At 35.4% G+C, this 14540-nt stretch carries 13 protein-coding genes; 4 read left to right on the forward strand and 9 right to left on the reverse strand.

The genetic code is table 11. The features are described from left to right. Positions 1–13: 13 nt before the first annotated feature. The 6 genes from essB to BN990_RS12970 form a co-directional block, all read right to left on the reverse strand. Positions 14–1288 carry a type VII secretion protein EssB gene (essB, locus tag BN990_RS12945; protein WP_038245448.1) on the reverse strand — a complete coding sequence of 425 codons (1275 nt, stop codon included), beginning with the start codon at positions 1286–1288 and terminating at the stop codon, positions 14–16. 37 nt (positions 1289–1325) lie between these two features. After that, positions 1326–1583 carry an EsaB/YukD family protein gene (locus BN990_RS12950; protein WP_021291851.1) on the reverse strand — a complete coding sequence of 86 codons (258 nt, stop codon included), beginning with the start codon at positions 1581–1583 and terminating at the stop codon, positions 1326–1328. 10 nt (positions 1584–1593) lie between these two features. Beyond that, positions 1594–2085 (reverse strand): type VII secretion protein EssA, encoded by a 492-nt coding sequence (gene essA, locus BN990_RS12955; protein WP_038245450.1) that lies wholly within the window; start codon positions 2083–2085, stop codon positions 1594–1596. Then, positions 2060–5563, reverse strand: a complete 3504-nt coding sequence (esaA, locus tag BN990_RS12960; protein WP_038245452.1) for a type VII secretion protein EsaA — start codon at positions 5561–5563, stop codon at positions 2060–2062. Before esaA ends, essA begins: the two co-directional genes overlap by 26 nt. A gap of 275 nt (positions 5564–5838) precedes the next feature. Further along, positions 5839–6135: a WXG100 family type VII secretion target gene (locus BN990_RS12965; RefSeq protein WP_021291854.1), complete on the reverse strand. Its 297-nt coding sequence runs from the start codon at positions 6133–6135 to the stop codon at positions 5839–5841. Between the two features lie 289 nt (positions 6136–6424). Beyond that, a complete protein-coding gene (locus BN990_RS12970) occupies positions 6425–6682 on the reverse strand; it encodes a hypothetical protein (protein ID WP_021291855.1) in 258 nt (85 codons plus the stop codon). Positions 6683–6871: 189 nt separating this feature from the next. On the opposite strand from BN990_RS12970, the gene BN990_RS21990 reads away from it, so the two are divergent. Both BN990_RS21990 and BN990_RS12975 read left to right on the forward strand, forming a co-directional pair. Further along, complete coding sequence (locus BN990_RS21990) at positions 6872–6964, forward strand: YjcZ family sporulation protein (RefSeq protein WP_074436684.1); 93 nt, start codon at positions 6872–6874, stop codon at positions 6962–6964. Positions 6965–6999: 35 nt separating this feature from the next. After that, on the forward strand, positions 7000–7140 hold the full coding sequence (locus BN990_RS12975) for a YjcZ family sporulation protein (protein ID WP_021291856.1): 141 nt from the start codon (positions 7000–7002) through the stop codon (positions 7138–7140). Positions 7141–7282: 142 nt separating this feature from the next. Here the strand turns inward: BN990_RS12975 and BN990_RS12980 are convergent, their stop codons facing one another. Continuing rightward, a complete protein-coding gene (locus BN990_RS12980; protein WP_038245453.1) occupies positions 7283–10015 on the reverse strand; it encodes a UPF0182 family membrane protein in 2733 nt (910 codons plus the stop codon). Positions 10016–10348: 333 nt separating this feature from the next. Between BN990_RS12980 and spoIIP the strand changes: the two genes are divergently transcribed. Further along, positions 10349–11479 (forward strand): stage II sporulation protein P, encoded by a 1131-nt coding sequence (gene spoIIP, locus BN990_RS12985; protein WP_038245454.1) that lies wholly within the window; start codon positions 10349–10351, stop codon positions 11477–11479. Between the two features lie 684 nt (positions 11480–12163). Here spoIIP and BN990_RS12990 read toward each other — a convergent pair. Beyond that, positions 12164–12931 carry a FixH family protein gene (locus tag BN990_RS12990; protein ID WP_038245455.1) on the reverse strand — a complete coding sequence of 256 codons (768 nt, stop codon included), beginning with the start codon at positions 12929–12931 and terminating at the stop codon, positions 12164–12166. 10 nt (positions 12932–12941) lie between these two features. After that, positions 12942–13520 (reverse strand): DeoR family transcriptional regulator, encoded by a 579-nt coding sequence (locus BN990_RS12995; protein ID WP_038245458.1) that lies wholly within the window; start codon positions 13518–13520, stop codon positions 12942–12944. A gap of 208 nt (positions 13521–13728) precedes the next feature. On the opposite strand from BN990_RS12995, the gene BN990_RS13000 reads away from it, so the two are divergent. Next, positions 13729–14535, forward strand: coding sequence for a cytochrome c oxidase assembly protein (locus tag BN990_RS13000; RefSeq protein WP_021291861.1), 807 nt, complete (start codon positions 13729–13731; stop codon positions 14533–14535). Positions 14536–14540: the final 5 nt, after the last annotated feature.

Genomic DNA, 14540 nt, shown 5'->3' on the forward strand with positions numbered 1-14540 from the left:
TTAAACCATCTAATTAGTTGTTATTTTTGTTTTGATTTGGTTCATCATCCGTTGAATTCGTTGTGTCTGTATTTGTTTCTGTACGATCCTCTTGTTTTCCATCTTCTTGCATTTGTCCTGCTTCATTCGGATCTAAATTATATTCTTCGATGTATTTATCTAATTCATCCTGCAGGCTACTTACTTTTTCGTCACGTTCGGTTCCAGTTAAGTCAGGGTTGTTCTTAGCCTGTTCTATCTGTTTAATCAATCCGTACATAATCAGCTGTGGATCATCAATGTATTTCGCTTTTTCAAGTGAATGACTGAACTCTCCACGCCCATTATATATCCAATAAAGCAAATAATTTTCATCACTTTTTAAACTAACATTTTTCATGATTGTTTCTTTTTCGGTGTCCGATAAGTTCTCAACGTTTATATATGCATGTGCTAATATGTACTTCGTCTGATTGGACAACTTCTCTGGATCTTCATCTTCTAATGTAGCAATCACATTTCCATAATCTGTGGCAAGGTATTCACCATGCGCATCCAGTGCATGGTGTTGGAAAGGCACTTTTATAAACCCATAATAGATCAGTGGCACAGCTAATAATACAACAATCACACTTAATATTATGGTCAGTTGCTTAAATAAACGGAATCGCTTGATAGGAACAACTTCCATTAATTTGTCTGTTTTTTTCTGCTCTTCTCTATAACTTTCGTACAAAAAAGCTTGCAATGCTTCAAGATTCTGCATTTCATTGATTTGTCGTTCAAATTCCGTGTCGTTGGCATTTTGTAATGCCCCATTATAGAGCTGCTCATAATTATATTTCTTTGAAAAAAGTGCGATAATAAAGCATTTATACTGTTTTAAGAATGCCTCTTCTTCCATTTCAAATGGAGGAACCAATTTGCGAATCCCTCTATAAATAACAATTGGCATGAGATTATCATCAAATGCCAAATTATTTGGATGCAGGAAGAATGTGATTCTCGAAGATAAAAACTTTCTTAGTTTACCCATATTACAAAGCAGTCGTAACTTTTCATTTCGCGGCAGCTTCTTAATAAAATCCCATTGTTTCCAATGAGCTTCCAGTTGATAAGAAAAATGAAATACATCCTTTTCTTCACTCAACTCAACTGGCGCGAACAATTCAGAAGGATTTAGTAATAAATCCAATTGTCTACTGCTAGTTACACTTGTTTGTGATTTTGGTAATGTTAATTCCCACTGATTTTTCGTAATCACAAATCGAAGCGAGACATTTTCAAATTCGATTGTTTTTTCCTTCATGTCCATTGACTCCTTCGTATAACACTATTAATCGTTTCTATAACACCACAAAGATATCTCCATCTGTCACTGGATAATCTATTAAATAATCATCATCTGCAATCAATAAATGCTTGGTTATGACTTTAATGGCAAAACGCGAATCGCCATCGTCAGCTAATCCTAATGTGGCAATCACATTGATAAGTAATTGTTTCACTGACAATTGGATAGGAATTCGTAGATCATACCTTTTTCCCTCTTCAAAACGTTTACTAAAATCAAATGTTACATTTATATGCGTGTTTTGAGCCATTTTTTCTCTCCTAACTCAACATTCTTCTCATCATGAAATATAAACCAACACAAAGCAAGCATGCTAATCCCGTAAACACGATCAGCATGATGCTATTCATTGCGTTGGTCGATTCTTTATCGTCTGTTTTATCCATCTGGGACTGAACAGATGCAGCGCTATAATCTTCCTCAAATAATCCTTCCCTTACATTACGAATCGTCTTGTTCGTCTCTGTTTCTGTACGAAACAGTGTTTGTTGCAACCTCTCCATAGATGCCTTATTCTGCTTTTCTTCTGTATTTATCGTAGATTGCGTCTGCTCTGAAAATAATGTAGGAAATCGCTTTTCAAGTTCGGTTTTATCTGTTTGTGTTTGTTCTTTCTCACTTTCGATAATACGATCAATTTCTAATTGTAATTGTCCATTATTCGCAGGGCTGGCGTCTACTGATGTTTGAAGCATCAGTAGACTTATAGAAAATAAAAGTATTAGTTTAGCTAGCTTCTTCTGAACTTTCATCATCTATATCCCCTTTATTTCTTAATTGATAAGTGACGAATAAATTTCCTACTGCCCCTAATACAATGAGCCCAATAATTATGGCTAATGTTACCGAGTAATTCATGTCACCTTGTACCGTATTTCTTAATACCGATTCTACTAATTTTAACGGCGAGAATTCCCGAATCATTTGGATCGCTTCTGAACCACTTCCTAATGTATTGGTTAGGAATAGATAAATACTAAAAATCGCTAGTAATAGGAACATCCCAATCATTTTTAACTGGCGAAGCAAATAGGTTGCAATTAACAGCATTGCTACTGTTACCGTTGTTACCACTGTTATCCAGAGCAGCATATTTACATTACTAATTTCTAAGAAATAACTAGAAAGTACCCCGATAATTATCCCCTCTAAAACTCCAATTCCAGCAGTGATCATCGTGATTGGTGTGTTTGCTGCCATTAACGATTTCTCTTCTGTAAATTGATCTTGCTCCACCCGTTTTTGGTTAATGGTTGAAATTACATAAGCGGTAAACAATACAACTATAAAGCAAATTAACACAAGATAATAAGGGTTAAATGTGTTTCCGGTAGGTGATGTAATCGTTCCATTATTACTGACCTGCACCGGATTAGATAAAAACTCATATAAATTCTCATTCTCCCGTTCACCAATTTGACTATTAGCAAGGACATTTGTGAAGTTATTGGCGAATTCCTGATCCTCCACCAGTTTATTTGTCATATTAACTGACAGCTCTTCTGCTTGATCAACTAGATTTACGCCACTTTCCTGTATCGTTTCTGCATGATTGTCAATCGTATCAAATGTGTCATAAACATTCTCAGCTGCATTCAGGTTACCCTGCGACTGCTCAGCAAGTGATTGACTAGCTGTTAGAAGGGGTTCAAACTCATTCCCCAAGGACATAATTGCAGTATTTTCCCCATCTTCATTTGCCTGAATTTCTGTTTGCTGTTCAATTAATGTCTGACTTCTCTCACGCCACTTACTAACATCTTCTAAGGTACTGGCAAGATTGGTGTTAAGATCTTTCGCTTTTTTTGACGTTGCTTCTACTTTCTTTACCAGCTGATCAGCATTTTGATACGCTTGTTGCACCCGCTGTTGATGATCGTCAATTTGAGACTTTAATGTTTGTAATGGTTTTTGAATTTCTTGGGTGATACCATCAGCAATTTCTTTTACAACATAACTAGAAAGTAGTCCTTCCATATCTTCGTGATTGAATAGGTAATATAATGAACCTTTATTATTCATTGCTAAATCTTCAATCTTACCTATTTCATCAAACTTCTCATTCAAGGCTTCCATATCAATACCATAATAAGACTCATATAATCGTGCCATTTGCTGATACTGACTTATTGTTTTGCTAACAGATTCTACTAGACCCTTTGTTTCTTCATCAACGGAAGGAGAAGTTACTTTATGATGAATGGTGTTATTTATAATCTCTACTTTCTTAGTTTCTGTAGGTTTTTCAGACTGTTCTGTTTGATCCGTATCACTATTATCACTAGGTTTTTCTTGATTTTCATTCCCTTGTTTATCTTTCGAATCACTATCTGAATTTTTATCGTTTAAATTACCCTCTGTTTCTTCATCTGTTTCAGTTGAATCTTTTTCATCAGTAGATGATGTTTCCGTATCTTCCAAAGGTTGCTCATCAGTATTATTCTTCGTTCCAGGATTATAATTTGGATTCTCACTTTTTATGTCTTTAACCCCAACCCCCATTGTCGAAACCAGAGGGTTAGAGTGCATCTTAAGAAGTGCTATTTCTTCTTCTGTTTCATTCTTATCATCATATTTCAGTGTCCAATCCCATGTAGCTAGATCAAACATATTAATGTATTTATTATCATTTTTTGTTAAAAGGGTAAACTCAACTTTAAATTTCCCTTTACCCGGTGATGCTGGTAAAGCAATTTCTCCACCCTTATAATCTTCCACTTCTTTTACAAAATTAGTTGCAACAACCCTCAAGTTTTTAATCTCATAAACTTCATTAGAGTAATTTAATATAAATGTTGATTCATTAGATTTGGTATCATTTGGAATATTCACAGAGTCACTCATGGTTATACCTTTTGTATTAAGGTGCTGATTTAAGCTATCTATATCCTCTTCCAATTGAATAGCATCATTGCTTTTCTGAACATTATCTATATTACTATATTTACTAGTTGCTTTAATTACATTTCGAATTTCAATTAATTGGTCTTCAGTTAATCCTAAATCTTCTATCTTATTTATATTAAGAGTTGGTAAATTAGAAATTTGATCTTCTATTATTGCTATATATCTTTCATTATGTTGACGAAGTAATTCTTTCAACGGTTGTTTCTCTGAACTAAATGCTTCTTCAAGAAAAGCTCTCAACTTACTTTCCACATCTGCATCAAGTGAATTTAATGTTTCATCAATATCTGCATTTGTTTGTTCTACTTTCGTTAAAGACTCATCCAAATGCTTCTTCAACGCTGCTGTTCCTGAAGCAATATTCGCTACATTATTACTCGATTGACGGAACATGACTGTATTCACAGAAGGGGTTTCAGGTTGTTCTTCTCTGGTTTGGAACTGTTTATTAATTGCTAGATTTGCAGCCTGTAACTCCTGTAGCTGACCTTCAACCTCACTTGCGTTTAGCGTAGTATCGAATTGATTAAAAGCTTCATAGAAATTCTGCCAAGTTGTTGTATTCGTCTCTTGCATTTGGAAAACTTCTTCAAGACTAGATAAATAGTTTTGATTTCGTTCTGCATCTTCGGCTAATTCATTTTCATAGTTTTCCAATTTATCTTCAAATCCACTAAAACTATCCTTGGAAATTTCTGTGTTGTCTTTTATCATGCCAAATTGGTCGGTATAATTGTTAAGCCGACCATAGATTTGATTATTATATGTATTGGTTAATTGTGATTGCTTGTCAATAATGTCACCAATATTCGTTTGTGCACCTTGTAAATTATTAAGGATACTAGCAAAGAATACATCAATAATCCGTTGATTAAATTCATTTAAAATATTGCTTGCTGTTTTTTCAGCTTCTGCTTTGATTTTTTCATTGTCCGTCGCATTTATCTTATAATCTAGAACAACTTGTTCTGGATTTTCTGACTCAATAGACAAAGCTTTTTGAGAAAAATTATTCGGAATGACGATCATCATGTCATATGTATTATTCGTTAAGCCGCTTTCTGCTACTCCACGACTAACGATGTACCAATCATGGTTGTTATTTTTATCCATGCTTTTTACAAACGCATCTCCGAATGCTAAATCTTCTCCATTAAAAACAGCCCCCTCATCTTCATTAACTAAGGCAACTGCCATTTTGGGATCTCTATTTTCTTCTTTCTTAGAGCTTGCTTCTTGGTTCAAAGCAAGAAATGTTAATCCAGAAGCTAAAAGGATGATTAAAGTTAAGAATAATATCCAACGCTTATCTATCGATTTCAAGATCATTCAACTCCTGCCACATCTTATAATTATAGGTACTCACGTCTCCTGTTTTGTAGCTAGACTATCCATTTTTCACACAATGAGGTTAACAAAGTTAGTGTAAGTATATATGGGGCAATAACGTCGTCATGGCATACAACAGCATACAAAATACTTCATATGTAATTACAAACCGTGCATAACATACTTTGAGCTACACAACAATTCGTCGTGTAGCTCATAAGTACTAATGGACACGAAAACTTCTTGTGCTTCAAACGAATGATTTAAATTTATCTAAGTCCAAAATTTTGTGATAAAGCTTCGTCCTGTTGCGCAACTGCTTCAGCAGTTTTCGTTAATTGCATTTCAATTTCTTGCATCAATTGAGAAAAGTCTTGTACTCTTGGCTTTAACTCACGAAATTGATCATCAAAGCGTTCAAACGCACGTCCTTCCCACTCCCCACGAAGCTCTTCTTGTAAGTTAGATAAATCTCTGAGAATTTGGTCAATTTGCTGCGAGCTTTGACCATACCTTTTTGCCTTTGCCTGTAATTGATCTGGTGTCATGCGAATTTGACCTGCCATATTACTTCATCTCCCTTTGATTATATAGTCTCATTAGGAAAACAATTTAAATTGTTTTCCTTCTGACTTAAGCCTAATGAACCATATTTTAAATGTCAACTAATGATGCAAAATTTTCCATTAATTGAATAAAAAGTCCTATTATTATTTTGCACACGGACATTTTTTCAACCTGTATAGTAATAAATGCTTATGTGTTTTTTTATGACTTTTTTCTTTGTTGGTTAACAAACATGTGTTAACTAAATCAAAAAGACAGACGATTATAAACGTCTGCCTTTAGCCTCATTTACCAGAAGAAAAATGGCAGTACTGCTAAGGTAGCAATTGCTCCGAAAGCAACACCCCATCCAAATCCTGAACCATAACCATACCAACCTATACCAAATCCACCTAGACCGCCTTGTCGGCCTAATGGACGCATATAAACCCGATTAGAACTTACTCTATCAATGATTCCTCGATGAACTCTCCCATCATGCGTTTTAATCTCTACTGCTTTACCTCTATGTCGCTGGCAAAGGGAATAGTAATGTGACCCTGACATATCTTCACCCCCTAAATGTAGTACAGATAGAATATTATATGTTTAGGTAATGAGGGTGTAAAAGACAGATACATCAGGGTAAGTGCGGAAATTATGTGCCCAAATGAGGGCGATATGGGTGAACACCTAGATCAAAACTTAGAAAGACTCATACATTATTAATGTAAACAGACTGGAGGTGTTAGCAACATGGGTGAAAGTTACGGATACGGCGGTGGCTTCGCTTTAATCGTCGTGTTATTCATTCTTTTGATAATTGTAGGTACTTCTTACGTTTGCTAATCCATTACAAATCAATTTGTTAGGAGGGGTTTCATATGGGTTACGGATATAATTGTGGTTGTGGAGGATATGGATATGGAGCACCAAGCGGCGGATACGGTTATGGTGTAGGAGGATTTGCTTTAATTGTAGTTCTATTCATACTTCTAATCATTGTCGGTGCTGCTTGGCTGTAAGTATTCCTTTCTTTAACTTATAGAAAAACTTAGCTTGTCGCTATACGACGGGAAGCATAAGTTGAACGAAAATGAGATTTTTCGAAAACTAGAAGAAGCAGGTCATTTATTGAAATGGCCTGCTTCTTTCATGATTTTATGCTTATTTAATTTCTTGCAAACGTGTTTCTATATCTGTCATGATCTTTGCTGCTTCTTCCCAATTGCCAGAAGATAATGCAGCCTGATACGCATCAAACATATCCGATATTTCTCGCAACGTTTGTTCTGAATTTGAAATGGATTCTTCTGTTTCTTGATCTTGTTCTGGATTTTCTATTGGTTCCTCTTCTACTTCACGATTCGGATCAAGGTGTTGAAGCATTTTATCTAATGCTTCATCAAGAGTAGCTTCCATTACAATATGATTACCGTATGCCATTACAATTTGCTTGACCTCTGGTAAGGATGTAGCGTTTGAAGATTCAATGTATATTGGTTCGACATACATCATCGTGTCTTCAATTGGAATCGCAAGTAAGTTACCGCGGATGACTTCGGATCCACCTTGTGACCATAAATTCAATTGTTGAGAGATTGTGCTATCTTGGTTTATTCGATTTTCAATCTGTTGTGGCCCATAAACATTTTTCTGTTTCGGGAATCGATATACAATCATTTCCCCATAATTTTCGCCGTCATTTCGAACGCCCATCCAAGCAATCATATTTTGCCGATTCCTTGGGGTGTAAGGCATCATTAGCATAAATTCCTCTTCATCGTATTCTGGTAGCTTCATTGTCATATAATAAGGTTCCATTTCGATATCTTCATTATAGTATTTCTCTGTAGGAAACTGCCAAAAGTCTTCTCGATTATAGAAAACTTCTAAATTAGTCATATGATAGGTTCCATACATTTTAGCCTGGACCTTAAATAACTTCTCAGGATACCTAAAATGGGAACGAATATCTGTTGGTACTTCTTCTGTAAATAACTCTGGAAACATCTTTGCATATGTTTGAAGCAATGGATCGTCCTTATCTACAATGTAGAAATTAACGTCACCAGTATACGCATCAATAACCACCTTGACCGAATTTCGAATATAATTTTCGTCTCCCTGATGTGCTTCTGCATAAGGATAGTTTTCCGCAGTTAAATAAGCATCCATCATCCAGGCAAGGCTTCCATCTTCCCGTACAAAAATATACGGATCTTCATCATATTCGAAAAACGGAGCAATCCGTTGCACTCGATCCATAATATTTCGTGTTTCTAAAAACTGACTCTCTCCTGTAATTTGATCAGATACAAACATTCGGAAAGACCCTTCATTTAAAGCGAATAACAGCCGATTAATTCCATTAAGCTGAATACCGCTATCTGCGTCAAATCTCGTCGAAATATTTTCATCTCCAGAAGGATAATCGAATTCATCCTTCTTACTATTGACGATTACATTGTCATAATTTTGTTCACCAAAATAAATCTGCGGTCTGGTAATATCTAAATCTCCTTCTGGAGGAAGATTTTTCACCATATATTCCGGTTGTCCTTGCTCTGTGACTTGATTTACTTGACTCATGGCCACACCATATCCATGCGTATAGCGGAGTTTTTGATTGACCCATGTTTTGGCCTGGGAAGGCAAATCTACTGTACTCAGTTCTCTCGCACCGATAAACACCTGCTGATACTCCCCATCAATTTCATAGCGATCAATATCGATATTATTAAATTGATAGTATGTTCTAAATGTCTGTAGTTGATTATAAATCTCGAGCAATGGTCTAGAATCATTCATTCGTACATTATCTAATGTCAATGCATTACGTTCAATCATTGCTTCATCTAAGGATTCGTTGGCTGGGTGTTCGCGTTCATCAATTTCTTCTAACTGATAAGCAGCTCTTGTATAATCCAAATTTTCCTGCAAATAAGGTGATTCTTTTGAGAATTCGTTTGGTGATACAATAAATTGCTGAACACCGACAGAAGCCAATTGTGCTACGATTACTAACACAAGATAACCAGCAATTGGAATGATCATTCGGTAATACTTTTGGCGATATAATGCAATAATCATCCATATTGTACCAACTACGGCTGCGCCAGCTAAGACATAAGCGGCAGGAATATTTATCAGCTTATCCGTATAACTCATACCGTGTACTACACTTTTTTGGAACAAATTCACTTGATTTGTTAATAAGGAATGATATGGCTGTAACACATGAAAACTCGCTAGTAAGAGTCCAATAATTCCTAATGTTAAACCCATGTGTAGTTGAGCAGATTGACTCATTCGATATATATGAAAGAAGGAATAAAAACTAATTTCCACAACGAAGTAAAAGATACTAAGCCCTAGTAGGATATATAAAACCATTTTTATAAATGGCAAAACAAACATATAAAACGATACATCTAAATTAAAATAAGGATCATTTATTCCAAATGATGACCGGTTTACTACCTTGAGAAATGGTTCCCAGCCTATTCCTTGTACAATTAAACTACCAATTGCACCTAATAAAATGGAGATAGATATGATTAGCCATCGACTTTGTTTTTTATTAGCTATCCACGTTGGCACTTGATTATTATGAAAATGGCTAAGATACGTATTTCTTATCCATCTTAAGTTAATATAAGTTAAGATGGAAAACAAGATAAACCCAATGATGCCTAGAATAATTTTACTTCCGATAATCGTTGTAAAAACACTTTCAAATTGTAATGATTCCATCCATATGTAATCCGTTATCCATTGAAAGCTCATTAATCCAACCATTAATAATAGAATAATAATACCCAGAATAACGGCAAATCCATTGCCAAGTCGCTTCCATTTCCGTGAATGAACGTTATTCTTCTCTCCGTTTCCCTCCAAACCTCACCCTCCTAAAAACAATTTCTTTCATTGTACCAAACCTTCATCTTCCTCCATATAGAATACGAATGACACATTAAAATAGTTTCATTAATTTTCAGCAAAAAAGAGCACGAGCCAGAATGTCTTCGTGTTACAAATTTAATATTTTGGGTATTAGGATCACCCAAGCATGAAATACTTTCTCGGGCGAAAAGCGCTCTTTGTTCCATCATGTTCATCCATATATTTAACTTACAGGGTAAATATTTTAATTAGTTTGTAATATGAAATAGTTCTATGAAAAAAACATATAAGCATAAACTATAGAAAGACTAGGAAAGGTTGTCTTATATGAACCTTAAACAAACTCTATTTTCAGCAATCATTAGTATTGTTGTTATTTTCGCAGCTATTTCATTCATTACCTTACCCAAACTACAAACGGATTTCTTTCATGTACCGCTAATTAGTAAACTGACCGAATCAACTATCTTTTCAGATGCTTTATTATTTATGATGAGTTCAGAAGTCCCTCAACTCGAAGGTACATTAGAAGAAAATGGAATAGAGACACCTAAATTATCAACCGTTTTATTTGAAGCAGCTTCTGGTATAACTCTAAATAATTTTAGCAGCTTACTTGATTTAGAATTGCCAGGACTCAACACGAGTTCGAATCAGATACAGTTTGCTGGCAACAATGCTGATAGTACAAATACACCAATTGAATCTCCTCCTCCAGATTTTGAAGATTTACTGAAAGAAGATACGAATGAAGAAGAAAAAGAACCCCCAAAAAAGGAGAACGAAACCGATCAACAAGAAGCAGATGTATTTGTCTATCATAGTCATAGTTGGGAAGCATTCTTGCCACTCTTAGGAGAAGAGAAGACCAAACCAAGCGATGCTTCAAGTACTGATAATGACAAGAATATTGTTATGGTAGGGTCTTTATTAACCGAGCAGTTAGAAAAGCAAGGAATGACTACATTCCATGATACCACGAATGTTACAGCTGGACTACATGAGCAAGGATGGGATTATTATGATTCCTATAAATTCTCAAGGGAGACCGTTCAAGAGGCGATGGCTACAAACGATAAGGCACAGTACTTTATTGATATTCACCGTGATGCACAACGTAAAGATATTACAACTACAACGATAAACGATAAACCTTACGCAAAGCTTTATTTTATTGTTGGAATTGAGCATGAAAATTACAAGCAAAATCTAGAATTTGTTGAGAAGCTGAATAATAGTCTAGAACAGAAATACCCAGGAGTCAGTCGTGGCATCTTTCTGAAAGACAAATCAGAAGGAAATGGCGTATATAATCAGGATTTATCAGCCAACTCAATTCTTATTGAAATCGGAGGAGTGGATAATAATAAGGAAGAGCTCAATAATACTTCAGAGGCTTTGGCAGAAGTCATCGCTGACTACCATTTTAATGCCGAAAAAGTAGATACGAATCAATAATTTTTGAAGGGAGCCAACATGGCTTCCTTGAACCTTATTAATCGGATATGTAAAGGAGTCCACCATATCAAATGTAGCATTAGAAAAAAATGAATCCTTTCGTTTGCTCTGGATGACAATATGAATAATGAAGAGCAAGTAACCCACCAAATGATGTCCGATTACATAGCAGTTAAAAATCCAAGATAAGTTCGCACCTCTTCGATACTCTAATGAGAAATTTAGATGCAGTCATAATAAACGCTGCTATTTTACAAATTCCACTAAAAAACACAAGTTTTAATCAAACGTTTGTATAATTCGACAAATCCGATCATCAATGACAATAATTCAATTGATAAAAATTTAATTATCCACCACGAGTAAACGTCTCATTGCCCAGGAAATAACATTCGATAAAGAATGTTATTATAGATGAATAGAATACGTTCGTTTATCATTTAATCAAATTTGTGAGCAGAATATCCTATAACATCTTAAAAAAATCGATTTATCCAAATCGATTTTGCTCTTTACCCTGTCTTCGCTTTCTTTTTTAAGCTCTGAAAATTTTGTAAAAGGATGTAAATAAAATACCGAGTTTTCGTGGTTTTCTAGCAAATGATCTATAAATGAATTGCTTATAAGCTTGACATAGCATTCAAAAAAAGATTGTTTCCATGGAAACAATCTTTTTTTACGCGATTATTCGGTCACTTCAACCACATGTTCTTCATGTTCATGTAACCCATCATCGTTTTCAACATGTACAATGACATAATTGGTTCCTTTTTCACTAAACGAATGTTTTCCGGTATATTCACCAGCATTAGTTTCTTCCGTATCTACCCAATGATGCTTTTCTTCCCCTTCTTTCCAAACTTCATAGCGGACAGTAGCTTGTTCTAAAGGCTTATCATTCATCTGCAAATGTACTGTCATTGCTGTTTCTTGGTCAACCATCACATCTTTTGGCTGATTAAAGTGCATGTGAAAACCTTCCGTATGTGCGCCGTGTTCATGCTCTGCTGAATGATGTTCATCTGCTGCTTCCTGCTTGTTAACTTCGCCAATGGTTATCGATTTTTTTGGCATGGTATGAAGATCTTTTGCTGTTGTATGAGCATACATTTCATACACTCCATCTTGGTCAAATGTAGTCTCCACTGTATATGTACCATCTTGATTGTTTGTAGATTTTAAATCTTTACTACTATCTTCTTTATTCCCTTTCTCCCATACTTCAAAGATAACCTCTTCTGCATCTTTAACTGGTTCGTCCCCATACAACACTGTCGCCTCCAATGTCACACTTTCTCCGACATCAGCAGTTTCGGGAACGTCAAATGCAACATCCAGTGATTTTACCTCTTCGTCCTCAGCAGCTTGGGGCTCATCTTCATTGGTTTCCCCACATGCTGCAAGAACAAGTAACAAGCAGAAAAGTAAAAACATCGAGACCTTCTTAACCATTATACCCCTCCTACCCCTTTTCCTTCTTACAATGATGTGCGCCATCCATCTTTCGAAACAATGCATCACTTGCATCTTGAAATGTGTAGACCCGACCGCCAAAACCTTTCACAAACTTATCCGCATGCTCTTTCCACTCAAACGTTAACAATTGAGGTTGACAACATCCCATATGCAGCGAAGTGTCCATAACGTACCATGCAATCTGTGCACCGATTGTAGTTTGTTTGAAGAAATCATGACAAATCGCTTGCATCACCTGGTCCCCTAATTGACGATGACGTAGTAAGCCACAATGGGCACAGCAAGTCATTTCAATTGTATTATTCTCTAGGATCAGCCGATATGCTAATCGTTCATTCATTTTACGATTACATAGTACACAATCCTCATTTGTAGAAGGTTGATGATGTATCAAAGAAATTCCACCAAAGGTTTTTGTAATAATTCCTTCTTTTTCAAGTGTTTTAACATCCCGATGAATCGTCATTTCCGATACACCGAATGTCTTACTTAAGTCAGCGATCTTAAGATTCTTTTTTTGATAAATAAGTTCTTTTATCCGATTTTGTCGCTCCAATGGCAGCATCATTGTCTCTCCTTCTAACTTATAACAATTCTTAACAATCTATAACGAAATATATCATGTGTAATCGAATTCATCAATATTATTTCTATGAATTATTTGTGAATATTCTTTGTCTACGATTCATATAATCATTTATTAGTGTACATAAATAACCAGAACCTTTTCATTTTATCGCATATTTTACGTTAACTAGCAAAGGGGAGATAAAATGAATGTAGAAACTTTTCTATTTCTTCAAGAGTGGAACATGCAATTACTGCTCATCCTTATTTGTTGCTCCATCGTATATGTCATACTTAGTTGGAAAAAGGGGAATTTCTTTAAATCGGTACTATTCTTTAGTTCCATGCTTATCCTATACATTACCATAGGCAGTCCATTGTCTGCATTGGGACATATTAGTTTTAGTACACATATGATTCAAATGAGCATCGTATACTTTATCATCCCACCTCTTTTGGTCCGAAGCTTCCCTAAACGCTCTTCCTCAACGAAGCAATTCACTGCCAAACCTATAAGAATTATGACAATGCTTGCACTCATTTTATTTGCTGTTATGTTCTTTCTTTATCATCTTCCGATTACCCTCCAATATTTAGCAGTCACTCCTACAGTGAGACGTTCTTATCAATTCCTTTTATTTTTACTTGCAGTCGTAATGTGGTGGCCAATCATCGCTTCAGAAGCGAGAGAATATTTTAACAAACAACAAAAACAGCGTTATACTTTCATTAGTAGTATGATCATCATGCCTGCTTGTTTATTGTTTATTATATATGCACTTTTCGATGGAGCTAGTAATCCACTAGCAAGTCAAGCAGCAACTCAATGGTGTATACCAGCATCAACAACTCAACAGAATAGTTTACTTCCATTTTCAATCAACACAAAGTTAGATCAGTGGCTCGCTGGGCTGTCTATGTTAGGAATACATAAGATGAGTCTTCATGTTAGTTCGAGAATGGATGAGAAAGTAAACAAATCAAAAAGCTCCCCTAGAAGTATCAGTCTGTAGCTGAA

The organism is Virgibacillus salexigens (assembly GCF_000723585.1).
Classification (GTDB): Bacteria; Bacillota; Bacilli; order Bacillales; family Amphibacillaceae; genus Virgibacillus; species Virgibacillus salexigens.

Bases quoted from the DNA above. Each gene is read 5' to 3' on its own strand.
- essB (WP_038245448.1), bottom strand. From the start codon at position 1,288: ATGAAGGAAAAAACAATCGAATTTGAAAATGTCTCGCTTCGATTTGTG.
- BN990_RS12950 (WP_021291851.1), bottom strand. From the start codon at position 1,583: ATGGCTCAAAACACGCATATAAATGTAACATTTGATTTTAGTAAACGT.
- essA (WP_038245450.1), bottom strand. From the start codon at position 2,085: ATGAAAGTTCAGAAGAAGCTAGCTAAACTAATACTTTTATTTTCTATA.
- BN990_RS12965 (WP_021291854.1), bottom strand. From the start codon at position 6,135: ATGGCAGGTCAAATTCGCATGACACCAGATCAATTACAGGCAAAGGCA.
- BN990_RS12970 (WP_021291855.1), bottom strand. From the start codon at position 6,682: ATGTCAGGGTCACATTACTATTCCCTTTGCCAGCGACATAGAGGTAAA.
- BN990_RS21990 (WP_074436684.1), top strand. From the start codon at position 6,872: ATGGGTGAAAGTTACGGATACGGCGGTGGCTTCGCTTTAATCGTCGTG.
- BN990_RS12975 (WP_021291856.1), top strand. From the start codon at position 7,000: ATGGGTTACGGATATAATTGTGGTTGTGGAGGATATGGATATGGAGCA.
- spoIIP (WP_038245454.1), top strand. From the start codon at position 10,349: ATGAACCTTAAACAAACTCTATTTTCAGCAATCATTAGTATTGTTGTT.
- BN990_RS12990 (WP_038245455.1), bottom strand. From the start codon at position 12,931: ATGGTTAAGAAGGTCTCGATGTTTTTACTTTTCTGCTTGTTACTTGTT.
- BN990_RS12995 (WP_038245458.1), bottom strand. From the start codon at position 13,520: ATGCTGCCATTGGAGCGACAAAATCGGATAAAAGAACTTATTTATCAA.
- BN990_RS13000 (WP_021291861.1), top strand. From the start codon at position 13,729: ATGAATGTAGAAACTTTTCTATTTCTTCAAGAGTGGAACATGCAATTA.